The 21,646-nt window shown below is 60.5% G+C and carries 19 protein-coding genes and 1 tRNA gene; 15 read left to right on the forward strand and 5 right to left on the reverse strand.

Annotation, left to right across the window (positions count from 1 at the left end; genetic code table 11):
* Positions 1-66: 66 nt before the first annotated feature.
* The 3 genes from XarjCFBP7645_RS07215 to XarjCFBP7645_RS07225 all read right to left on the reverse strand — a co-directional run bounded on the left by XarjCFBP7645_RS07215 (position 67) and on the right by XarjCFBP7645_RS07225 (position 2,332).
* Positions 67-1,119 carry a DUF2272 domain-containing protein gene (locus XarjCFBP7645_RS07215; protein ID WP_104536859.1) on the reverse strand — a complete coding sequence of 351 codons (1,053 nt, stop codon included), beginning with the start codon at positions 1,117-1,119 and terminating at the stop codon, positions 67-69.
* Positions 1,120-1,181: 62 nt separating this feature from the next.
* A complete protein-coding gene (nadC, locus tag XarjCFBP7645_RS07220) occupies positions 1,182-2,066 on the reverse strand; it encodes a carboxylating nicotinate-nucleotide diphosphorylase (protein WP_104536861.1) in 885 nt (294 codons plus the stop codon).
* On the reverse strand, positions 2,063-2,332 hold the full coding sequence (locus tag XarjCFBP7645_RS07225; protein ID WP_016901089.1) for a Trm112 family protein: 270 nt from the start codon (positions 2,330-2,332) through the stop codon (positions 2,063-2,065). Before XarjCFBP7645_RS07225 ends, nadC begins: the two co-directional genes overlap by 4 nt.
* A 58-nt stretch (positions 2,333-2,390) precedes the next feature.
* Here XarjCFBP7645_RS07225 and purE point away from each other — a divergent pair, with 58 nt between their 5' ends.
* Both purE and XarjCFBP7645_RS07235 read left to right on the forward strand, forming a co-directional pair.
* Entirely contained in the window at positions 2,391-2,894 is a 504-nt protein-coding gene (purE, locus tag XarjCFBP7645_RS07230) for a 5-(carboxyamino)imidazole ribonucleotide mutase (RefSeq protein ID WP_104536863.1), read from the forward strand.
* Entirely contained in the window at positions 2,891-4,036 is a 1,146-nt protein-coding gene (locus XarjCFBP7645_RS07235; protein ID WP_104536865.1) for a 5-(carboxyamino)imidazole ribonucleotide synthase, read from the forward strand. The genes purE and XarjCFBP7645_RS07235 overlap by 4 nt, the downstream gene beginning before the upstream one ends.
* A 139-nt stretch (positions 4,037-4,175) precedes the next feature.
* Here the strand turns inward: XarjCFBP7645_RS07235 and XarjCFBP7645_RS07240 are convergent, their stop codons facing one another.
* The gene (locus XarjCFBP7645_RS07240) at positions 4,176-4,754 is read right to left on the reverse strand and encodes a superoxide dismutase (RefSeq protein WP_104536867.1); all 579 of its coding nucleotides are present in this window, start codon (positions 4,752-4,754) and stop codon (positions 4,176-4,178) included.
* Positions 4,755-4,875: 121 nt separating this feature from the next.
* On the opposite strand from XarjCFBP7645_RS07240, the gene grxD reads away from it, so the two are divergent.
* From grxD to XarjCFBP7645_RS07300, 12 genes are all read left to right on the forward strand, one after another.
* A complete protein-coding gene (grxD, locus tag XarjCFBP7645_RS07245; protein WP_006450539.1) occupies positions 4,876-5,196 on the forward strand; it encodes a Grx4 family monothiol glutaredoxin in 321 nt (106 codons plus the stop codon).
* Positions 5,193-5,936 (forward strand): SDR family NAD(P)-dependent oxidoreductase, encoded by a 744-nt coding sequence (locus XarjCFBP7645_RS07250; RefSeq protein WP_104536869.1) that lies wholly within the window; start codon positions 5,193-5,195, stop codon positions 5,934-5,936. The genes grxD and XarjCFBP7645_RS07250 overlap by 4 nt, the downstream gene beginning before the upstream one ends.
* Complete coding sequence (locus tag XarjCFBP7645_RS07255; protein WP_006450537.1) at positions 5,933-6,532, forward strand: YhgN family NAAT transporter; 600 nt, start codon at positions 5,933-5,935, stop codon at positions 6,530-6,532. The genes XarjCFBP7645_RS07250 and XarjCFBP7645_RS07255 overlap by 4 nt, the downstream gene beginning before the upstream one ends.
* A 443-nt stretch (positions 6,533-6,975) precedes the next feature.
* Entirely contained in the window at positions 6,976-10,191 is a 3,216-nt protein-coding gene (locus XarjCFBP7645_RS07260; RefSeq protein ID WP_104536871.1) for a TonB-dependent receptor, read from the forward strand.
* A gap of 105 nt (positions 10,192-10,296) precedes the next feature.
* The gene (gene ppnN / locus XarjCFBP7645_RS07265) at positions 10,297-11,682 is read left to right on the forward strand and encodes a nucleotide 5'-monophosphate nucleosidase PpnN (protein WP_104536873.1); all 1,386 of its coding nucleotides are present in this window, start codon (positions 10,297-10,299) and stop codon (positions 11,680-11,682) included.
* A 131-nt stretch (positions 11,683-11,813) separates the two neighbouring features.
* Positions 11,814-12,332, forward strand: a complete 519-nt coding sequence (locus XarjCFBP7645_RS07270; protein ID WP_046343312.1) for a GspH/FimT family pseudopilin — start codon at positions 11,814-11,816, stop codon at positions 12,330-12,332.
* Positions 12,329-12,808, forward strand: coding sequence for a type IV pilus modification protein PilV (pilV, locus tag XarjCFBP7645_RS07275; RefSeq protein ID WP_046343309.1), 480 nt, complete (start codon positions 12,329-12,331; stop codon positions 12,806-12,808). The genes XarjCFBP7645_RS07270 and pilV overlap by 4 nt, the downstream gene beginning before the upstream one ends.
* Before the next feature lie 4 nt (positions 12,809-12,812).
* Positions 12,813-13,973 carry a PilW family protein gene (locus tag XarjCFBP7645_RS07280; RefSeq protein WP_046343307.1) on the forward strand — a complete coding sequence of 387 codons (1,161 nt, stop codon included), beginning with the start codon at positions 12,813-12,815 and terminating at the stop codon, positions 13,971-13,973.
* A 50-nt stretch (positions 13,974-14,023) separates the two neighbouring features.
* The gene (locus tag XarjCFBP7645_RS07285) at positions 14,024-14,503 is read left to right on the forward strand and encodes a pilus assembly PilX family protein (protein ID WP_258079520.1); all 480 of its coding nucleotides are present in this window, start codon (positions 14,024-14,026) and stop codon (positions 14,501-14,503) included.
* Positions 14,504-14,513: 10 nt separating this feature from the next.
* Entirely contained in the window at positions 14,514-18,260 is a 3,747-nt protein-coding gene (locus XarjCFBP7645_RS07290; protein ID WP_104536876.1) for a pilus assembly protein, read from the forward strand.
* Positions 18,257-18,700: a type IV pilin protein gene (locus XarjCFBP7645_RS07295; protein WP_104536878.1), complete on the forward strand. Its 444-nt coding sequence runs from the start codon at positions 18,257-18,259 to the stop codon at positions 18,698-18,700. The genes XarjCFBP7645_RS07290 and XarjCFBP7645_RS07295 overlap by 4 nt, the downstream gene beginning before the upstream one ends.
* 66 nt (positions 18,701-18,766) lie before the next feature.
* Positions 18,767-18,843, forward strand: a tRNA-Asn gene (locus XarjCFBP7645_RS07300).
* Between the two features lie 51 nt (positions 18,844-18,894).
* On the opposite strand, the gene XarjCFBP7645_RS07305 is transcribed toward XarjCFBP7645_RS07300, so the two are convergent.
* On the reverse strand, positions 18,895-19,437 hold the full coding sequence (locus XarjCFBP7645_RS07305) for a GspH/FimT family pseudopilin (protein ID WP_026064032.1): 543 nt from the start codon (positions 19,435-19,437) through the stop codon (positions 18,895-18,897).
* A gap of 140 nt (positions 19,438-19,577) precedes the next feature.
* On the opposite strand from XarjCFBP7645_RS07305, the gene uvrB reads away from it, so the two are divergent.
* A complete protein-coding gene (gene uvrB, locus XarjCFBP7645_RS07310; RefSeq protein ID WP_104536880.1) occupies positions 19,578-21,599 on the forward strand; it encodes an excinuclease ABC subunit UvrB in 2,022 nt (673 codons plus the stop codon).
* The last annotated feature ends 47 nt before the right edge of the window (positions 21,600-21,646 follow it).

Below are 21,646 nucleotides of genomic sequence, written 5' to 3' on the forward strand. Positions count from 1 at the left end.
TGGGGCTTCGCCTTCGTACCCTCACCCCAACCCCTCTCCCGACGTGAGAGGGGCTTTGAGCCCTGCTTACCTGGGCTGTTGTTTCGGCTCGGGCTGTGCTTCCGGACGCGGCGGCACCACGCGTGGGAAACCCGGCGGCATCGTCTGGTGCGTGGGCAAGGTGGTTGGCGAAGGCAACTGCTCGACCGGCGGTGGTGCGGTCAATACCGCATCCGGACGCAGCTTCAACAGGGCCGCCCAGTCGCGTCGATTGAAATCGCAGAGTTCTTCGTGTGCCGGCGTGCACTCGCTGGCGATGCCCAAGCCGTCCTCGCTCTGGTCCTGGCTGCCGTCGGACTGCGGTGTCGGCAACTCCATGCGGCCGGCGCGGTCCAGCGGCATCTTGCGCATCATCACCGTATTGAACACATTGCCGCCGATCAGATACAGGGTGCGATCGCCACCGACGTTGGCAGCCACCACCACATCGCAATGCGATTGCCACGGCATCGGCGCGCTGCCGCCAAGCCCGGCCTTGAGGCCGGCGTAGCCGAGCGCAGCGCTACGCCCGCGCAGCAGGCACAGCAGATCGCCGGGGGCGGGCTTTTCCACCGCCGGGTCGGTGAACTGGTACGGGCCGCTGGCGCCATCGTTGTAGGCGCTGCGGATGTAATCCAGATGGCGTGCAGAGCGATGGAAACCGCTCAGGCCGGCCTGCGTCATCACCCAGGAGATGAAGGCGGCCGACCACGGGTTGTCGACCAGGAACGCACGACAATCGCTGGCGGTGTAGCGCGTGCCATCCAGTGCCGCGCAGCTCGATGCGCCGGGGCGGCCGCCCATCGATGCCAGCGTGCCGCTGTCGCGCCAGTAACCGGCCACGCGTTGCCAGGCGACCACGCCGTGGTCGGCCAGATAGCCCGATTCGGCTTCGGTCACGCCCAGACTAGCCAGACGGCCCTTGGCATCGATAAACGGGTGCTGCCACAGGCGATGCTCGTTGCAGGCGCTGCGCACGATGGCGATTGCCGCAGGGCTGGTGCCGAAGCGCGGGGGCACATCGCAGACTTCCGCGGCGGCCGCGGTGCCGCCCCATGCCGCCAACACCAGATAGAGCCACGGCCAAGGTTTTCCAGTCATCGCAGATCCTGCACAGAACAATCGCAGCAGGCTGACAGAGCCGGCTGCGGGCAAGCGTGAAATCAGCGCGGCGGCGGGCCCAGTTTGAGCGACAGATCGACCGCGTGCACGTGCTTGGTGAGCCCGCCGATGGAGATGCAATCCACGCCATCGGCCGCAATGGCGGCAATGCCGACCAGATCCACGCTGCCGGAGACTTCCAGCGGAATGCGTTGTTCTCGCGGCAGGGTGGCAACGATGCGCACCGCGTCGCGACGCATTGCCGGGTCGAAATCGTCGATCAGGATGCGCGTGCAGCCGACCTGCAAGGCTTCGCGCAACTGCTCCAGCGTTTCCACCTCGACCACCAGCGGCAACTGCGGTTGCTGCGCACGTGCGGCATGCACGGCGGCGCTCAGCGACCCGGCGGTGCGGATATGGTTTTCCTTGAGCATCACCGTGTCGAACAGGCCGATGCGGTGATTGTCGCCACCGCCGCAGCGCACGGCGTACTTCTGCGCGGCGCGCAGGCCCGGCAGCGTCTTGCGCGTATCCAGAATGCGCGTGCCGGTGCCGGCCACGGCAGCGACGTATGCAGCGGTGGCGGTCGCGGTGGCCGACAGCGTCTGCAGGAAGTTGAGCGAGGTGCGCTCGGCGCTGACCAGGCTGCGGCTGCGGCCATGCAGCAGCGCCAACACCGTGCCTGCGGCGACGTGCTGGCCTTCGTGCACCTGCCAGTCGATCCGCACCCGCGGATCGAGCGCGCGGTGCGTGGCGTCGAACCAGGGACGCCCGGCGATCACAGCGTCCTGCTTGCACAGCAGATACGCGCTGTCGGCCCGATCGGGCAACAGCGCTGCGGTCACATCGCCGGTGCCGATGTCCTCGGCCAGCGCGCGCGCCACATCGGCGTCCACCAGTGCGGCCGGTGGTGCCTCCGGCACGGTGGTGCGCAGGGGAGAATTCACTTTTCGGGGAAGTCGGCGATCTGCGCAGTGCCGATGGCTTCTTCGGCCAGCAGCACCGGAATGCCGTCGTCGACGCGGAAGATCTGCTTGCGGTCGCGGGTGATCAGCGCCTCGCGCAGTGGCTGTGCCTGCGCGGTGCCGTCGGCACGCTGCAGGGTTCCGCCGGCGATGGCGGTGTTGAGTGCTTCCAGGCCCTTGCCGTCGAGCAGCGAGAGCGGCTGGCGGGTGTCGGGCGAGCACAGCAGGTCGAGCAGTTTGCGATCCATCGAAGTCTTGTCTTGCGTGGAAGATGGCTAGAATACGTCTTTACCGCAGGGCAGGGCCATGACCTCCAACCACTCCGCGCCGCTGGTCGGCATCGTGATGGGTTCCCGTTCCGATTGGGAAACCATGCAACACGCAGCTCAGAAGCTAGACGCGCTGGGCGTGCCTTACGAAGTCAAGGTGGTCTCGGCGCACCGCACACCGGATGTGTTGTTCAGCTATGCCGAGCAGGCTGGCGAGCGCGGTCTGCGCGCGATCATCGCCGGTGCCGGTGGTGCAGCGCATCTGCCGGGCATGCTGGCGGCCAAGACGGCGGTGCCGGTGCTCGGTGTGCCGGTACAGTCCAAGGCGCTCAGCGGCATGGATTCGCTGCTGTCGATCGTGCAGATGCCGGCCGGCATTCCGGTGGCGACGTTTGCGATCGGCAATGCCGGCGCGGCGAATGCGGCCTTGTTCGCCGCAGCGATGCTGGCACCGGAGCAGGCGCAGATCGGTCAGGCACTGGAGCAGTTCCGCGCCAGGCAGACCGACGATGTCATGGCCAGCGACGACCCGCGCCAATGACCACGGTCGGCATTCTGGGTGGCGGCCAGCTGGCGCGCATGCTGGTATTGGCCGGCGCGCCGTTGGGCCTGCGCTTTGCGGTGTTCGACCCGGCCGCCGATGCCTGCGCAGGGCAGGTGGCGCCGCTGCAGGTCGGCGCCTTCGACGACACTGCCGCGCTTGCCGCATTCGCCGCACAGGTGGATGTGATCACCTTCGATTTCGAGAACGTGCCGGCCGCCGGCGCGCAGCAGTTGGCCGCGCAGGTGCCGGTGTTCCCCAGCGCTGCCGCATTGGCGGTGGCGCAGGACCGGCTCAGCGAAAAAACCCTGTTCCGCGAGCTCGGCATTCCGGTGCCCGAATTCGCCGCCATCGACGACCGTGCAGAACTCGACGCCGCATTGGCCCGTATCGGCACGCCGTGCGTGCTCAAGACGCGTCGCTTCGGCTACGACGGCAAGGGCCAGTTCCGCATCAAGGCGCTTGCCGATGCCGATGCCGCGTGGGACGCGCTCGGCGCGCAGGCGGAGAAGGTCGGGCTGATCGTGGAGGCCTTCGTGCCGTTCGAGCGCGAGGTCAGCGTGGTGGCAGTGCGTGGGCGCGACGGCGAATTGCGCGCCTGGCCGCTGACCGAGAACTGGCATGTGGACGGCGTGCTCTCGGCCAGTCTTGCGCCAGCGCGTGTGGATGCCGGGTTGCAGGCTGCGGCACAGGCGCATGCGCGCGCGATCGCCGAGCGCCTGGACTACGTGGGCGTCTTCGCGCTGGAACTGTTCGTGCGCGATGGCCAGCTGCTCGCCAACGAGATGGCGCCGCGCGTGCACAACTCCGGGCACTGGACCATCGAAGGTGCCGAAACCTCGCAGTTCGAAAATCATGTGCGCGCGGTGCTGGGTTTGCCGCTCGGCAGCACCGCGATGCGCGGGCATGCCTGCATGCTCAACTGGCTGGGCGCGATGCCGGATGCTGCCGCATTTTTGGCGGTGCCCGGTGGGCATTGGCACGACTACGGCAAGCAGGCGCGCGAGGGCCGCAAGGTCGGCCACGCCACGCTGCGCGCCGAGACGCCGCAGGCGCTTGCACAGACATTGAGCGAAGCAGGCACCGCGTTGCAGCGTGATGCGCAGGTGGAACCGGTGCTCGCGCGTTTGAGCGAAGGGTAATTCGCAGAACCATCGGTGGCGCTGCCGTGGCCTGGTTGATGTGCATTCGTGGCGAAGATGGACAGCAGTGCGCGGTGCCTCCAAATGCGCCGTTGCAACGGATCACCTGATCGTTGACCCGTTGCAACGGCGCGGGCCACTAGCCCAACCGGCTGGCCACGAACTCCCAGTTGATCAACTTCCAGAACGCCTCCAGATACTGCGCGCGGTCCTGCCGGTAATCCAGGTAATAGGCGTGCTCCCACAGGTCGCAGGCGAGCAGCGGGGTGTCCGGCCCGGTGAGCGGCGTGGACGCATTCGGCGTGGCGACGACCGCCAGTGCGCCATCCGGACGCTGCACCAGCCACACCCAGCCCGAGCCGAAGGTGCCCACGGCGACGCGGTTGAATTCCTGCTTGAAATGCACGAAGTCGCCGAACGATTTGGCGATGCGGTCGGCCAGCCGGCCCAGTGGCTCGCCGCCGCCGCGTGGGCGCAGGCACTGCCAATAGAAATTGTGGTTCCACACCTGCGCGGCCAGATGGAACAGCGTGCCTTGCGCCTGCGCGATGATGTCTTCCAGCGTCAGCTCGGCGAACTCGCTGCCTTCGATGCGCGCATTGAGCCGATCGACCTCGTTGCGGTGACAGATGCCGTGGTGCGCCTCCAATGTGGCGGCGGAAAGATGCGGCTCCAGGGCAGCGCGGGAGTAGGGCAATGCAAGGTGTTCGATCGGCATGATGGCAAGGGCAGCGAAGGGAGTGCGGCGACAGGTCGCGCTGAAGGCTTACAATGCGCGCCTTTGCGGAAGTCTATCCGACCCGGCGGTCGGGCCTGCCGCTCCCAGTCAGGAGAGTCCAATGCCGGTGATGGAACGGATCCAGGCCGAAGTCGAACAACACCCGATCGTGCTGTTCATGAAAGGTACCCCGCAATTTCCGATGTGCGGGTTTTCCAGCCGCGCGGTGCAGGCGTTGGTCGCTGCCGGCGCCGACCAGCTGCGCACGGTCAACGTGCTCGAAGAGCCTGAAGTGCGCGCCAATCTGCCACGCTATTCCAACTGGCCGACCTTCCCGCAATTGTTCATCCACGGCGAGCTGATCGGCGGTTGCGACATCACGCTGGAACTGTTCGAAGCCGGCGAGCTCAAGCGCATCGTCAGTGAGGCCTATCAGCCGTGAGTCTGGCGCAGGCCCGGCCCGATGCGGCGGCGCTTGCCGGCCGCGTGGTGCTGATCACCGGTGCAGCCGGCGGCCTGGGGAGCGCTGCGGCGCAGGCGTGTGCATGCGCCGGTGCGACCGTGGTATTGCTCGGTCGCAAGCTGCGCCCGCTGGAGCGCATCTATGACGCAGTTGCCAAGCTGGGGCCGGAGCCGTCGCTGTATCCGCTGGATCTGGCCGGCGCCACGCCGGACGACTACGCCGCGCTGGCGCAGCGGCTGCAGGCCGAGCTCGCCGGCCTGCACGGCCTGCTGCACTGCGCTGCCGATTTCGCCGGCTTGACCCCGGCCGAACTCGCGGCGCCTGCCGATTTTGCACGCAACCTCCACATCAACCTCACTGCGCGCGCCTGGTTGACCCAGGCCTGCCTGCCGCTGCTGCGGCGGCAAGTCGATGCGGCGGTGGTCTTCGTCGTCGATGACCCCGCACGCGTTGGCCAGGCGTATTGGGGTGCCTATGGCGCTGCCCAGCATGCGCAGCGTGGCCTGCTCGCCAGCCTGCATCACGAAACCGCCGCCGGCCCGGTCCGCATCAGCGGACTGCAGCCCGGCCCGATGCGCACCGCCTTGCGCGCACGCGCCTTCACCCATCAGGAAGACAGCGACGCGATGGACCCCGCGCGCTATGCGTCCGCCTGCGTCACCTTGTTGTCCACAGCCGGTGGCACGCACCGCGGTGCGATCTGGAGCCCTTCTGCATGACCATTCTGTCGGCGGCGCTGCTGCTGTTCCTGATCCTCGACCCGTTGGGCAACATCCCGGTGTTTCTCAGCGTGCTCAAGCCGCTGCCGCCGAAGCGGCAGCGCTTCGTGCTCGCGCGCGAGCTGTTGATCGCCCTGTTCGTGCTGATGGCGTTCCTGTGGGGCGGCAAGTACGCGCTGGAGCTGATGCATCTGCGCCAGGAGTCAGTGGCGATCGCCGGCGGCATCGTGCTGTTTCTCATCGGTATCCGCATGATCTTCCCGCGCCCGGAAGGCCTGATGGGCGAGATCCCCGACGGTGAGCCCTTCATCGTGCCGCTGGCGATCCCGCTGGTGGCCGGCCCGTCCGGCATGGCCGCAGTGATGCTGATGGGCAGCAACGAACCCACCCGGCTATGGGATTGGAGCCTTGCGCTGATGATCGCCTGGATCGGTGCATCCACCATCCTGGCCTCGGCCCCGCTGTTGTACAAACTGCTCGGTCATCGCGCACTGACCGCGATCGAGCGCCTGATGGGCATGTTGCTGGTGGCCATTTCGGTGCAGATGTTCCTGGATGGCCTGGGGACTTACTTCAAGCTGCCAGTGTCGATCTGAATCCAGTCGGTGATAAGCGGGCAGGGCGCGTGGGGACGATCTGCGAATGCGCCGGGGGGCGTGCTGACCCGCAATGGTGCAAGCGGTTGGCGGCGCCAGGTGGCCGTAGCGGGAGATGGCTTCCGACAGCCATCGCTGTGTTTCAAGCCAGACGCTGCCGGTTGCAGACAAGCTAGTTCGAGAGCGCGACACCTGTCGCAAATGCCACGCAACTTTGCGCAAGCTGGCGTTTAGGCCTTCACATGCGAAGTTCATGTTGCACTGCGCGAACTTTGTCACGTCGCCGTCACAATCAGGCCTTAGCGTGTTAATCTGTTGTTAACCGTTGCGGCAGCAACCAGCCGCGCGGCAAGGGACCCCAGATCATCGGCAGCCCACCCCCGGGAACGGTTGGGCTGACTGCGCCTTTTTGTCACTGCCCAACCTGTATCGAGGCTACCGAAATGACCCACCCCCGCTGTCTCCGCATGTCCAAGTTGACGCTTGGCCTTGTTGCCGCACTCGCCGCCGCCCCCGTGTTCGCTCAGAGCACCTCTGCCGGCGTCGCTGGCGTGGTCACCAGCAGTGCCGGTCAACCGGTACCGAATGCCGAAGTGACGATCACCCACGTCGAGTCGGGCACAGTCAGCCGCGCCACCACCGATGCCAGCGGACGCTACAACGCGCGCGGCCTGCGCGTGGGTGGGCCGTACACGATCACCATTACCGCTTCCGGCGCGGGCAACACCACGCGTGAAGGCGTGTACCTGAACCTGGACAAGGTCAATCAGGTCGATGCAGCCTTGGGCGGCGATCTGGCAACGCTGGGGACCGTGCAGGCGATCGCAGGCAACTACGGCTCGGCGATCTTCAGCGCCAACAAGATGGGCACCGGCACCAACGTGACCCGCGAAGAAATCGAGTCGCTGCCGTCGATCAACCGCAACCTGCAGGACTATGTGCGTCTGGATCCGCGTGTCGCGCAGACCGACAAGGCGCGCAACGAAATCTCCATCGCCGGCCAGAACCCGCGCTACAACGCGATCCGCGTTGACGGCATCAGCACCAACGACGCCTTCGGCCTGGAATCCAACAGCCTGCCGACCCCGCGCCAGCCGTTCTCGATGGACGTCATCGACGAAATTTCGGTGGACGTTGCCAACTACGATGTGGCCATCACCGGTGGCACCGGCGGTGTCATCAATGCCGTGACCAAGTCCGGTACAAACGAATTTCATGGTTCAGTTTATGGAACCTATCGCGAAAACGACTGGTCCGGCAAAAACCAGAATGGTATCCGCCCACAGCTGTTTGACAATGAAGCCACCTATGGCCTGACCCTGGGCGGTCCGGTCGTCAAGGACAAGCTGTTCTTCTTCGCTAACTACGAAAAATACAAGGGCAAAGGCGTATTCACCGGAGCATCCGGATACGGTCCGACCGGCTCGGGCGCCAGTAATATCGTCAGCGTGAGCCAGGCACAGGTTGACGAGATCGTCGATATCTCGCGCAATGTCTACGGTTTCGATCCCGGAACGCTGGCGCTGCCGGCACTTGATTCTGAGTCGGAAGAGAAGGGCATCAAGATCGACTGGAACATCAGCGACAAGCACCGCGCCTCGTTTCGTTACGGCAAGTCCGAGCAGGAAACCGCCAACCTCAATGGCTTCAGCGCGACCGCCTTGTCACTGAATTCGTACCATTACACCCGCAATTTCGAGCTCGAAACCTACACAGCTCAATTGTTCAGTGACTGGACTGAGAAGTTCTCTACCGAAGCAAAGGTTTCCTACCGCGATTATTCCGCGGTGCGTGACGCTGCCTCGCAATTGCCGGCTGTCGGTGTCCGGATCGGCAACAACTTCGTCAACTTCGGTACCGAGCAGAGTACACAGGCCAATGCACTGCGTACTGAGACGTGGAATGCGTTCTTTGCTGCCAATCTATATCTGGATGATCACACCCTGAAGTTTGGTGGCGACTACGAAGACAACGACATCTTCAACTTGTTTGCTCAGCGTGTCTTTGGTTCGTACAACTTCAACTCGATTGCCGACTACCGCAACAATCGGCCGGCCAGCTACCGTTATTCTCAATCCACTAGCGGAAACATCGACGATATCGCCGCGCAGTGGGGCATGAAGAATGTCGGCCTGTTCTTGCAGGATACGTGGGCTGTCAACAGCAACCTGACCTTGACCTTCGGTGTGCGTTACGACGAGCCAATGGTGAAGAACAAGCCGCAATACAACGCAGCCGCCTCGACGACGTTCGGCGTGCGTAATGATGAAACCATCGATGGCAATGGCCTGCTGCAGCCGCGTTTCGGTTTCAATTACACCTTCGATGCAGACCGTCCCACGCAGTTGCGTGGTGGTGTGGGCCTGTTCCAAGGTGCGGCGGCGTCGGTGTGGTTGTCCAATCCCTACTCGAATACCGGTCTGGCTTACACCGATTACAATTTCTCAAGCGTAAATCTGGTCAACAGCAACGGTATCGCGTTTACGCCGGACATCAACAACCAGCCGCGTGGCAACGGGACATTGAACGGTGCCACTCAGTCCGTCGACTTCGTCGATAAGGATCTGGGTCAACCTGCTGTGTGGAAAGCGAACCTCGCGTTCGACACCGAGTTGCCTTGGTACGGGGTAGTGGCCTCGGTCGAGGGCGTCGTTACGAAGGTCAAGGAAGCCATTTACTACCAACAGCTGAATCTGAGCCAGACAGGGCCGACTGCGGTTGGTCAGGACGGTCGTCAGATCTATTGGAATCAGGCTGGCTTGAATCCTGCCAATTGGAACATCAACGGTACTCAGCCTACGGGTATTTCGGTCGATCCGCGTGGCAATCGTTATCGCAGCTACAACGATGCGATCATTGCTCGCTCTACTAGCAAGGGTGGCAGCCAGAGCCTGACCGTTGGATTGAATAAGCCGTTCAACGATAGCGATTGGTCCTGGAGCCTGGCCTATACCTTTGCCAATGCCGACGAAGTGAGCGGCCTGACAAGCTCCACCTCCGGTTCGCAGCTGGGCAATACTGCGGTGTTCCAGGCCAACGAAGAGGTCAATGCGACCTCTGCCTATGAGATCCGCAACAGCTTTCTGGGAACGTTGCAATGGAAGCACAACTTCTTCGGCGACTTTGCCACCAAGGTCGGCTTGATCTACCAGGGCCGTAGTGGTCGTCCATACAGCTATACGTTTGATAATGATGCAAACGGCGACAGCCGCTTGAACGACCTGCTGTACATCCCGACAGGTCCAGGTGATGTTCGCTTTGGTTCGGCGGCGGAAGAGGCTGCGTTTTGGAACTTCGTCAACAACGATGAATATCTGTCGTCGCATAAGGGGCAGGTTGCACAGCGCAATGCAGTGCGCAACTCGTGGGTCAACCAGTTCGACCTGCACATCGAGCAGGAGTTGCCTGGCTTCTTAGAAGGCAACAAAGCGCAGATCTGGCTTGACGTGATGAACGTCGGTAACTTGCTGAATAAGAAGTGGGGCCGTGTGGACGAGTACGCGTTCCCGAGTATGCGTGGCGTGGTCGAGTACGGCGGCATCGATGCGGCTACCGGCAAATACGTTTACCGCTTCAATACGCCCGATCCGTCAACCATCTACGACGACAAGGGCATCTCCCGCTGGGCGCTGCAGCTGGGCTTCCGCTACCAGTTCTAAAGCTGGTCGGCGTGTCGGAGCTTGCAAAAACGGCCGGGGTCTCCCGGCCGTTTTCTTTTGAGCGGGTGAGTACGCTAAAGTTCTGAGATACGACAGGAGCAAGCTATGGAACTCAGCAGTACGGCAGCACGGGCGCTGCCGGTGGTGGATGCGCGGATCTACCCGCGCGGTGGCCTGGATGTGTTGTCCAAGGCAGAAGTTGCGCGTCTGCGCGATGCCTCCAGTGGCGGCATGCACGAGTTGTTGCGCCGCTGCGCGCTGGCCGTGCTGACCAGCGGCAGCGCGTCGGACGACCCGCGCGCCGCGCGCGACCTGTATCCGGATTTCGATATCCAGGTGAACCAGCAGGATCGCGGCATCCGCATCGATCTGAGCAACGCACCGGCAATGGCCTTCGTCGATGGCGAGATCATCCGGGGTGTGGCCGAGCTGCTGTTCGCCGTGGTGCGCGACCTGGCCTACATGGCGATCGAGCTCGAAGCCCAGCGCGGGGATCTGGATACCAGCGAAGGCATCACCAATGCAGTGTTCGGGCAACTGCGCAATGCGCGTATCCTGCAGCCGTCGGACCCGAACCTGGTCGTATGCTGGGGCGGCCATTCCATCTCGCGCGACGAATACCTCTATACCAAGCAGGTGGGCTACGAGCTGGGACTGCGCGGCCTGGACATCTGCACCGGCTGCGGCCCGGGCGCCATGAAGGGCCCGATGAAGGGAGCCACCATTGCACACGCCAAGCAGCGCAAGCATCACACGCGCTACATCGGTGTGACAGAGCCGGGCATCATTGCCGCCGAGTCGCCGAACCCGATCGTCAACCACCTGGTGATCATGCCGGATATCGAAAAGCGCCTGGAGGCCTTCGTCCGTATCGGTCACGGCATCCTTGTGTTTCCGGGCGGCGTCGGCACGGCAGAAGAAATCCTCTACCTGCTCGGCATCCTGCTGCGCGAGGAGAACGCCGACCTGCCGTTCCCGCTGATCCTGACCGGCCCGACCATTGCCGCGCCGTATTTCGAGCAGATCGACCGCTTCATCCGGCTCACCCTAGGCGAAGCTGTCGCTTCCCGCTACGAGATCATCGTCGGCGACCCGGTCGCCGTGGCGCGTCGCATGGCCGAAGGCATCCACGCGGTACGTGCGCACCGCAAGGATCACAAGGACTCGTACTACTTCAACTGGTCCGTGCACATCCCGCTCGAGTACCAGCAGCCGTTCGAACCCAGCCACGAGGCCATGGCCGCCCTGGACCTGCACCACGGCCGCCCAGCTCCCGCGCTGGCCGCCGATCTGCGCCGCGCCTTTTCCGGCATCGTCGCCGGCAACGTCAAGGAAGACGGCATGCGCCGCATCGAGGAATTCGGCCCTTTCGAGATCCACGGCGACCCAGATATCATGCAGGCCCTGGACGAGCTGTTGCGCGGCTTTGTCGAGCAGCGCCGGATGAAGATCTCGGGGGATTACCGGCCCTGTTATCGGGTGGTGACTTAGTCGCCTAGGACGGTACCGGCAAGGGGCGGCATGACGCTTGTCGGTCCAGTCAGTCCGCCTGTCGGTCCAGTGCTTGTCCGGTGGTGCGTCAAGGTTCATGCTCTCCAGCAACAACGCTGGGGAGCGTCTTGATGTCCGTCGTCCGTATGCGCGGATTCACATTGATCGAACTCATGGTGACTGTTGCGGTGCTAGCCATCACCGCAGCGATCGCGTATCCGAGTTTCCAAGGCGTATTACGCTCAAATCGGGTGGCCGCGTCGAATAACGAAATGATGGCATTGCTCACGCTTTCCAGAAGCGAAGCCATCCGGAACGGCCAAGGCAGCGGCATCTGTGGCAGTGCGAACGGAACGGCCTGCAACGGGAGCTGGAGTGCAGGGGTGATGGCCTGGAGCGACGCAAACGGAAACGGGAGTTATGACTCAGGCGAAACCGTGCTCCGTTACTCGCTGGGAAATCCAAGGCTGGTCGTTCAGGGGCCAACGACAGGGACGGTCATCGCGTTCGATGCGCGGGGACGACGCCGTGCTGCTGCCGATCAACAGGTCACGTTGCAACCCGATCAGTGTGGCGGGCAACCGTTGAAGCGCTCTTTAACAGTCAATGCGTCCGGGCAGATCCGCAGCAAAAAAGAGGCGTGCACATGAACCGAGACCGTTCTTTTCATCGCCGTTCTACAGCAGGCTTCACCCTAATCGAAGTGCTGATTGCCATTCTTGTGCTTGCAGTTGGCTTGCTTGGATTCGCGCTGCTGCAGACCATGAATGTGCGATTCGTCCAAAGCGCTAACTATCGCACACAAGCAACCAATCTGGCCTACGACCTCATCGATCAGATGCGATCCAATCGTTATCAGGTCGGCCAATACACCGCCGCCACATTCGCTGCTGGGGCCGTGACGGCGACTGGCGCGTGTGAATATCCGACAGGCGAAACCGTATCGGTAAGCCAGAACATAACAAGATGGCAATGTCAGGTAGCCAAGGCACTCGGAGATAAGGCTGCTGCTACAGTTACCTATGTTAATGGGGTCGCCACTGTGGCGATCAGTTGGGGCGATCAGCGCTGGGACAAGGAAAACCCTGAGGCAGTGACCAGCTTTGCGTTACGCACGGAGATCTAAGGGAATGAAATTGCGTTCGCGAATGTCTGGCCTTTCATTGATCGAGCTAATGATTGCGTTAGTGATCGGGTTAGTTCTTTTATTAGGGGTAATCCAAGTATTTTCAGCTTCACGCACGGCCGCCCAACTATCCGAAGGTGCTTCGCGAGCGCAAGAGAATGGACGTTTTGCGCTTGACTATCTGGCTCGAGACATTCGCATGGCGGGCCACTTTGGGTGCGTCAACGATCAAGCGCAATTCGTCAAGGGGGAAGGAGATCCCAGGGTCAATCTTTCTGCGACAACAGGAAGCGGGAGTCCTCTGGATTTCTCGGTATCAATTCAAGGCTATGAAGCACCGGGAACGGCTCCGAAAGATCAAATAACGATCGGTGGCAGTGCGAATTCGATAGTTGGCCTGCCAGCGTCCATTCAGAACTTAAACCCCGCGCCGAGGCCGGGCAGCGACATCATTGTATTGCGTTATCTTTCTGCCGAAGGCGTACCTGCGACAGGGATCGCTGCAGCTGGGTCCAACAGCACCTTGACGATGAATGCAACACGTTGGGCACGCCTGACCGACGATGGAGTGGCGGCTCCCACCCTGTTTGGAATTGCGGATTGCGCCCACGCGGATGTATTTGCTGGTACCACAACTGCAGGGTCCGTAACTGCCAGTGGTGTCAATCTTTCCGGGCGTTATGTTGTGCAGCCCACCGGTCAGACGATGGTTTATCGCGCCGAGTCCTTGGTGTATTACGTTGCCAACAGTCCCGATACCGGAGAGCCCGCGCTAAGGCGCGCTCGCGCGGGTAGCAACGGTGTATATGTCAGCGAGGAGTTGGTTGAAGGAATAGAAAGCCTACAATTCCTGTATGGATTGGATACGACGCCGGCGATCGCGACCCAAACTCCGCCTGTCGGTAATATTACCGAGCAACGTGTGGCTAGTGGAGTTGCTACCGGAGCCGATTCGGTGGCCGCCAACCAGTGGCGTCGCGTTGGGCAAGTGCAGGTCGGTATCCTTGCTCGCAGTCCGACGGCAGCAGCTGCAGGTACTCAAGTTGAGGCGAATCGACTGGGCGTGCTAGGTGTCACGATCGTTCCGCCGACAAACAACGATGGACGTTATCGTGCCAGTTACGAGTTGTCCATTGCCCTCCGCAATCGCCTTTTCGGTAACTGATAATGCAGATAAAACGTCTCGCTCGAAATCGTGCGATTAACTATTCGGCAATGACTCGTCAGCGCGGTGCAGTCTTATATGTGGCGCTGATCATATTGGTGCTGCTTGCGCTGATCGGCATTGCAGGAATCCAGGTTTCTGGAATGCAAGAGAAAATGGCAGCCAATTATCGCGCTGTAAACCTTGCTTTCGAGGAGGCCGAGGGCATCGTCAGAAATGCCGAGAATTCAGTTGAAAATATTTCCAATCGAACAACTGCGCCAGCCGGTACCACGAGTTCAGTTGCTGCCGGAGATATCAATCGTGTCTGCGACGACGGTTTTGACCCGATACAGTGGGCGCAGGCACAGACCTCGGCTCGCGCGGTCAATGTCCGCCAGATCGATCAATGTATTCAGGGAGAGGCAAACATCGGCATGGGGCAGCCTGTAGATCCCGCATCTCCTGTTTTCCAGATTACCGGCGTCGCTGCTGACGACGTGAGCAACGCCAGCTCCGAAGCAGCCGTAGACACTATCTTCAAGCTTTGAAGAGAAGCATATGAAATCTCATAGAACGAAAGTAATTCTTGCTTCTGCAGCCGCCGGTGCCGTTGGCCTGGGGTGCTTTATCTATGCGTTGATCGCCGCGCAGGGCCAGGGCGTTCTGGCCCAGGCGCCAATGAATAATCAAGTGCAGACGCCGCCCGCGTTCATCATGGCTGTTGACGATTCGGGGTCGATGACCTTTCAAACCCAGTTTCCAGGGCAGGATGGCCAAGGCTGCTGGAGTACTGCGCAATATACGTTTTTCTCAAGCCCTGGGGTACTCAATACGGAAGATACAAGAAGCGTTGGATGTGGTTACAACCACGTGCTTCCTGGTGTCCGTATCGACGAGAATCGACTAGGTGTTCCTCCGTTGGATAGCCTGGGCTTCGCGCGCTCGGCTGCCTACAATCCAACATATTATGATCCGACGGTCAAATACGAGCCATGGATCAATAATGACGGCACATCATTTCCTCAAGCCGATCCGATGAATACCCGTATTAATCCGCTGCAATCCGCAACCATCGCGTTGGCATCGAATTACATGGGTGAGGATTTCAATAGTAGTTTTCGAATTCAGAACAGAATGGTGTTACCCCGAGGTACAAGTTACAGGCAGCGTTTCAGGGATAATAACAATAATCTCTATTTCGGAGCTGAGACAACGGCGACAACTGATGTCACTTGGAATGGTGGTTCGCAGACGCTGCTGATAAGGTTTTGGCCTGCAACCTTTTTCGTTCCTTACACGGGTAATAATGATGCTCGGCCAGTCCTTCCCGGCTCTGCCTCCGCGTATGACTCAGTGCCGCGTGAGCGTGTACGAGATGTATGCGGAACGGGCTGTGATATGTGGAAGTACACGATCGGTACCACTAATACCGTTGCCTTGCAAAACTTCGCAAATTGGTTTTCTTTCTACGGTAATCGCAATAGGGCAATTATCGCGGGTATGACCAGGTCGTTGGCTGACGTCAATAATATGCGGGTAGGATTCTTTCGCATCAATCAGTACGCCAGCTATGACGCCATTACGGACCGGTTGCCGATGCGAAATATGGCAACGGCAAGCGAGAAAACCGCGCTTTACAATTCGATCCTTGCATTGCCTGCAAGCGGCGGTACGCCAAATCGCCAGGCAGTAAATGCTGCGGGAGTCCAATTCCAGCGTACAGACGGCGCCGCTCCGGTCCAGCTGGCTTGCCAGAAGAACGCCGTGATGCTTTTTACGGATGGTTATAGTAATCAGAATGGGCCGCAGGTCAGTAACGCAGCTGGCGATGGCGGAATGGGAGTTCCATTTAGCGACAGCTATGACAACACCATGGGTGACATCGCTGCCAGATATTACAACAACATCGATGGCGGATCTCCCATTCGTCCTGACTTGGCCTCTGGGCTGGTGCCCGTTCCAAGTTCCTGCAACACCGCGAATGCCAACGTAAGATTGGACTGTCAGAAGAATCTGCACGTAAATTTTTACGGTATCACACTGGGTGCGCGGGGGAACTTATTTGACCCGGATGTGGTGCGGGATGCTTATACCACTCCAGCGATTTACCAGAATTGGCCGCCGCGTGAAAATGACGAAAGAAGCACTGTTGATGACATCTGGCACGCTGCAACCAACACTCGCGGTCAGTACATCAACGCAAAAACTCCGGCTGAAATTACGGCTGCGATGCGGAGAGTTCTCTCTTCGGTGACATCCGGTTCGTCTCCTTCGGGGACGCTTGCACAGAGCGGTGCGCGCATCGGCGCTGGCTCGTTCTCAGTAGTGCCCAACTACGAAATCGCCAATGAGGGCACAGATTGGTTTGGCCGTCTTACCGGCTATACCGTTTCTATCAATCCAACGACTCGGGTCGCAGTGACCACCGCAGCATGGGAGGCAAGTTCACGAATGCCGTCTGCCGCGGCGCGCAATGTCTTGGTCAGCAAGGCAGGATCAGTTAGCGCCTTCAATGCGACTAATGTTTCTCTTGCGGATCTTTGCAACAAATCGACGTCGCTGTATCCAGGGATGTCGCTGTGCGCTGAGTCGGACCTTTTCGCGCTGGGGGCGACCGCAGCTACCGCTACCGCGTACTTGCGTGGGGATGCGTCTGGGGAAGTCCGCAGCGGTGGTCGCTTGCGCGAACGAACCACTGTGCTTGGCGATATCGTCAATTCGACGCCTGTCATCAGCTCTCCATTGGACGACTATGGTTATCGTAGTCTGTCGGGAGTGCCGGGAAGCACTTACGGCGCTTACTTGGATTCAAAGAAAGCAAATAGAAATTATATGGTTTATGTTGGAGCCAACGATGGCATGTTGCATGGCTTCGATGGAGGAATGAATGCAAGCGGTGTGATGAATTCCAATGGGGGCACGGAGCGATTTGCTTACATTCCTTCAACGGCGATCGGTCATATGGGTAACTTGCTGCTTCCCTACGATCCACTTGATCAAAGCGATCAGGAATTTAATCATCGTTACTATGTTGATGGTCCGCTGACCGTATCGGATGCTTACTATGGTGGATCCTGGAAGACAGCTCTTGTAGGGACTGCGGGTGCGGGTGGACGCAGCGTTTTTGCAATGGACGTTACGACGCCGACAAGTATTTCGACCAGCAGTCGCCTTTGGGAGATCAGCGATCTCGATAGCACACTCTCTGCGGCAGTTCGTAATAATATAGGCTATGTGCTTGGCAAGCCTGTTATCGTTCCAGTTGCTAACGCATCTGGCGTTGTGACATGGAAAGCGATTTTTGGAAATGGCTATAACAGCGCCAGTGGAAAGGCCGTTCTCTTTGTTGTTGATATCAAGGCAGGCGCACCCGCTATTACTATGATCGAAGCGACGGAGAGCGGTGGGGGGGTCGCCGGAAGCAACGGTCTTGGCAACATCGTTGTTGTTGATCGCTGGGGCGGTGCCAACCAAGCTGATCGGGTTCGTGATGGATACGCGGACACTGTTTACGCAGCCGATCAAAAAGGGGCCGTTTGGAAGTTTGATCTTCGTGGCACGGTGACATCTGTTTCCGTGCCGCTTTTCACAAGCCGCACTTCAACCGAGAACGGCTCTACCTATCGTCAGCCGATTACCGGTGGACTCGTTGCTACTGCTGGTGATAACGGCGGTGTCATGCTTTTCTTTGGAACTGGAAGCTTCTCATTTGTAAATGATCCGTTTGATACTGCTATCCAGTCGTTGTATGGCGTCAATGACGTTTCCTCTGGAGCAATTACGAGTGCGTTGACGCGCACCAACCTGCAGGCTAATACAATCTCCAGTTCTGGCGGCACGCGGAGTCTGGTGTTGGGAGCGAGCCCAGCAGGGGGGCGTGGCTGGTATGTCGACTTGCCGGCCGGGGAGCGTATGGTCGGAAATCCGAGCGTCGCGTCGGGCATTGTTTTCATCCCGACCTATGTCCCCAATCCGAACAGCGTGGGCTGTGCTGCTCAGGGGAGCAATTGGCTGTTTGGGCTGAACACTAAGACTGGTGGAGCCGCACTCGACGTGGCTCGCCGTAGCTCGCCGACAGGGTCGTCGTTCGCGTCGGGGACTGCAGCGACGTCGCTGACAACTCAGGGAACTACGCCGGTGAAGGATGTGGGTGTATCCGCCGTTCCACGACTGACGCCGGCAGAGTCTGGTGGAGCGCTGCCGCCAGGTGGAAGTTCCTGCTGGATGGTGGTAAGCGTTGCCGGTGCCGAACCGATGTATGTTCCCTATCCATGTGGGCGCCAATCCTGGAGGCAGGTGCAATGAGATATTTGGTCAGAGTATCGAGTGCATGCAATGGGTTTGCTCCACGGTTGGCTTCGCGAGGCTTCACCCTGATCGAGCTGATGATTGTTGTTGCTGTCGTGGCGATTTTGGCTGCGATCGCCTATCCCAGCTACTCGGAATACGTGCGCAAGTCTCGCCGTGCACAGGCCAAGGCAGATCTTGTCGAGTATGCGCAGTTGGCTGAGCGGTATCACACGGTGCAGAACACCTATGTAGACTTTACGCTGCCCAAGAATTTTTCGCCGCGGGAGGGTGGGACCAGTGCATATAACCTTTCATCGCAACAGGTGACTCAGTCCACCTTTGTGATCACTGCGACCCCCACCAACATCCAGTCAGCTGACAAGTGCGGCACTCTAAGTATCGACCAGGCCAGTCGCAAGACCAACTCTAGGGGAGCCTTGTCGGACTGTTGGTGAGGGCGTGCTTTTGGGGATGATGATGGCTGTTGCAATGCCCCAAAATCTTGCTACAATGCCGACCCCGCCCGAATAGCTCAGCCGGTTAGAGCACTTGACTGTTAATCAGGGGGTCGTTGGTTCGAGTCCAACTTCGGGCGCCAAGATGTTGAAGAGGCCGCGACTAGTCGCGGCCTCTTCGTTTTGGCCGTAGCTCACCGTGCGGGGCATGTGGTTGGTTGCCTGTAGCGAACAGACCGCGTTCGCCCTGAGTTGTTGACAATGACATCTGCCAGACGCTGCGCACGCGTGCAGAGGCTGATCGTGATGTTGGTGCCGCTGTTGCGGCCGTTCGGAAGAAATCGGACAAGCGATCGGCCGGTCGTTCCAGTGATACTGATGTTGTCGCTCGCAGCGTACTGCTCAACCTGCAGGACCGAGTCCGTATCTGCAGGCTGGCCAGTGCGCAGCGGATCCTTAAAAAGGATCCAACCCTGGCTCCAGTCCCTTCCAGATCGACAATTTGCCCCATCACCAGACGGGCAGATGCTGACCGGCAAGCGATGCGTGACAGCCAGGCTTCTGGCCATCGCCAGATGTGCGGTGAGTAAGTGAACCCTTGCCTGTGCTCGCTGCCACTCGATCAAAGCGTTGAAGCTGGGCAGGCCGATGGCTGCCACGATCCCGATGATCGCCATCACGATCACTAGCTGTAGTGCCGTGTACCCTTTTTCGCACGAACGAGTCACTGCTTTCACCGTCCTGCTCCCTGGCTCGGAACAAGCAGTCTCTACGGCGTCTATGGCTCAGGTAAGGTCGGCTCTCACGTGATGACGGGTCAGACTTTTACCGAAGGTGGCCTCCGCCGTTCGTGCAGTCCTCCCCCGAGACCCGCTCCATGACCGACCGTTTTCAGCTCGTATCCCCGTACTCCCCAGCCGGCGATCAGCCTGCCGCCATCGACAAGCTGGTGGTCAGCTTCGAGGCCGGCCTGGCCAAGCAGACCTTGTTGGGTGTGACCGGCTCCGGCAAGACCTACACTATTGCCAACGTGATTCAGCAGGTGCAGAAGCCAACCCTGGTGATGGCGCCGAACAAGACGCTGGCGGCGCAGCTGTACGGTGAGTTCAAGTCGTTTTTTCCGCACAACGCGGTGGAGTACTTCGTCAGCTACTACGATTACTACCAGCCCGAGGCCTATGTGCCGTCGTCGGACACGTTCATCGAGAAGGACAGTTCGATCAACGAGCACATTGAGCAGATGCGTCTGTCGGCGACCAAGACCTTGCTGTCGCGTCGTGATTCGCTGGTGGTGGCCACGGTGTCGGCGATCTACGGCCTGGGCGCGCCGGAAGACTATCTGTCACTGCGCTTGATCCTGTCGGTGGGCGAGCACATCGACCAGCGGCAGTTGATCCGCCATCTCACCGATCTGCAGTACACCCGCAACGAATTCGAGCTGACCCGTGGCGCGTTCCGCGTGCGTGGCGAAGTGCTGGACGTGTTCCCGGCAGAATCCGACACCGAGGCGTTGCGTATCGAGTTGTTCGATGGCGACATCGAGCAGCTGACCCTGTTCGATCCGTTGACCGGCGAAACGCTGCGCAAGCTGCAGCGCTACACCGTGTATCCCAAGACCCATTACGCGACCACGCGCGAGCGCACGCTGAGTGCGGTGGATACGATCAAGGACGAGTTGAAGGAGCGGTTGGAGCAGCTGTATTCGCAGAACAAGCTGGTCGAAGCACAGCGGCTGGCGCAGCGCACCCAGTTCGATCTGGAAATGATGGCCGAAGTCGGCTTCTGCAACGGTATCGAGAACTACTCGCGGCATCTCACCGGCAAAGCGCCTGGCGAGCCGCCGCCGACGTTGTTCGACTACCTGCCGCCGGACGCGTTGCTGGTCATCGACGAGTCGCACGTGACCATTCCGCAGATCGGCGCGATGTACAAGGGCGACCGCTCGCGCAAGGAGACGCTGGTGGAATTCGGCTTCCGCCTGCCGTCGGCACTGGACAACCGGCCGCTGCGTTTCGAGGAATGGGAGGCGCGTTCGCCACGCAGCATCTATGTCTCGGCCACACCGGGTCCCTACGAGCTGCGCGAGTCCGCGGGCGAGATCACCGAGCTGGTGGTACGCCCGACCGGCCTGATCGATCCGGTGGTCGAGATTCGCCCGGTCGGAACGCAGGTGGACGACCTGATGTCCGAAATCCACGAGCGCATCAAGCTCGGTGATCGCGTGTTGGTGACGACGCTGACCAAGCGCATGTCCGAGAACCTCACCGAGTACCTCGGCGAGCACGGCATTCGCGTGCGCTATCTGCATTCGGACATCGACACAGTGGAGCGCGTGGAGATCATCCGCGACCTGCGCCTGGGCAAGTTCGATGTGCTGGTCGGCATCAATCTGTTGCGCGAAGGCCTGGATATGCCGGAAGTGTCGCTGGTGGCGATCCTGGATGCGGACAAGGAAGGCTTCCTGCGCTCGACCGGCTCGCTGATTCAGACTATCGGTCGCGCCGCGCGCAACCTGCGCGGCAAGGCCATTCTATATGCCGACAAGATGACGCGTTCGATGCAGGCGGCGATCGATGAGACCGACCGCCGCCGCGAGAAGCAGGTCGAGTACAACCTGGAGCATGGCATCACGCCCAAGTCGGTGGCGCGTCCGATCTCCGACATCATGGAAGGTGCGCGCGAGGATGCCGCCGAGAAGAAGGCCGGCAAGGGACGTTCGAAGTCGCGCCAGGTGGCGGAGGAAATGCCCGATTACCGCGCGATGGGGCCTGCCCAGATCGCCGGCAAACTCAAGAGCCTGGAGCAGCAGATGTACCAGCATGCCAAGGACCTGGAGTTCGAGGCGGCTGCGCAGATCCGCGACCAGATCCAGAAACTGAAAGCTGCCAGCCTGGCATAGGGCATAGGGCATAGGGCATAGGGCAGAGCGACAGCGCGAAAGTTCGA

The organism is Xanthomonas arboricola, assembly GCF_002940665.1.
Lineage (GTDB): Bacteria > Pseudomonadota > Gammaproteobacteria > Xanthomonadales > Xanthomonadaceae > Xanthomonas > Xanthomonas arboricola_B.

Bases quoted from the DNA above. Each gene is read 5' to 3' on its own strand.
- XarjCFBP7645_RS07235 (WP_104536865.1), top strand. From the start codon at position 2,891: ATGACCACGGTCGGCATTCTGGGTGGCGGCCAGCTGGCGCGCATGCTG.
- XarjCFBP7645_RS07240 (WP_104536867.1), bottom strand. From the start codon at position 4,754: ATGCCGATCGAACACCTTGCATTGCCCTACTCCCGCGCTGCCCTGGAG.
- XarjCFBP7645_RS07270 (WP_046343312.1), top strand. From the start codon at position 11,814: ATGTCCGTCGTCCGTATGCGCGGATTCACATTGATCGAACTCATGGTG.
- XarjCFBP7645_RS07225 (WP_016901089.1), bottom strand. From the start codon at position 2,332: ATGGATCGCAAACTGCTCGACCTGCTGTGCTCGCCCGACACCCGCCAG.
- grxD (WP_006450539.1), top strand. From the start codon at position 4,876: ATGCCGGTGATGGAACGGATCCAGGCCGAAGTCGAACAACACCCGATC.
- ppnN (WP_104536873.1), top strand. From the start codon at position 10,297: ATGGAACTCAGCAGTACGGCAGCACGGGCGCTGCCGGTGGTGGATGCG.
- XarjCFBP7645_RS07280 (WP_046343307.1), top strand. From the start codon at position 12,813: ATGAAATTGCGTTCGCGAATGTCTGGCCTTTCATTGATCGAGCTAATG.
- XarjCFBP7645_RS07285 (WP_258079520.1), top strand. From the start codon at position 14,024: ATGACTCGTCAGCGCGGTGCAGTCTTATATGTGGCGCTGATCATATTG.
- XarjCFBP7645_RS07295 (WP_104536878.1), top strand. From the start codon at position 18,257: ATGAGATATTTGGTCAGAGTATCGAGTGCATGCAATGGGTTTGCTCCA.
- pilV (WP_046343309.1), top strand. From the start codon at position 12,329: ATGAACCGAGACCGTTCTTTTCATCGCCGTTCTACAGCAGGCTTCACC.
- XarjCFBP7645_RS07215 (WP_104536859.1), bottom strand. From the start codon at position 1,119: ATGACTGGAAAACCTTGGCCGTGGCTCTATCTGGTGTTGGCGGCATGG.
- uvrB (WP_104536880.1), top strand. From the start codon at position 19,578: ATGACCGACCGTTTTCAGCTCGTATCCCCGTACTCCCCAGCCGGCGAT.
- purE (WP_104536863.1), top strand. From the start codon at position 2,391: ATGACCTCCAACCACTCCGCGCCGCTGGTCGGCATCGTGATGGGTTCC.
- XarjCFBP7645_RS07255 (WP_006450537.1), top strand. From the start codon at position 5,933: ATGACCATTCTGTCGGCGGCGCTGCTGCTGTTCCTGATCCTCGACCCG.
- XarjCFBP7645_RS07260 (WP_104536871.1), top strand. From the start codon at position 6,976: ATGACCCACCCCCGCTGTCTCCGCATGTCCAAGTTGACGCTTGGCCTT.
- XarjCFBP7645_RS07290 (WP_104536876.1), top strand. From the start codon at position 14,514: ATGAAATCTCATAGAACGAAAGTAATTCTTGCTTCTGCAGCCGCCGGT.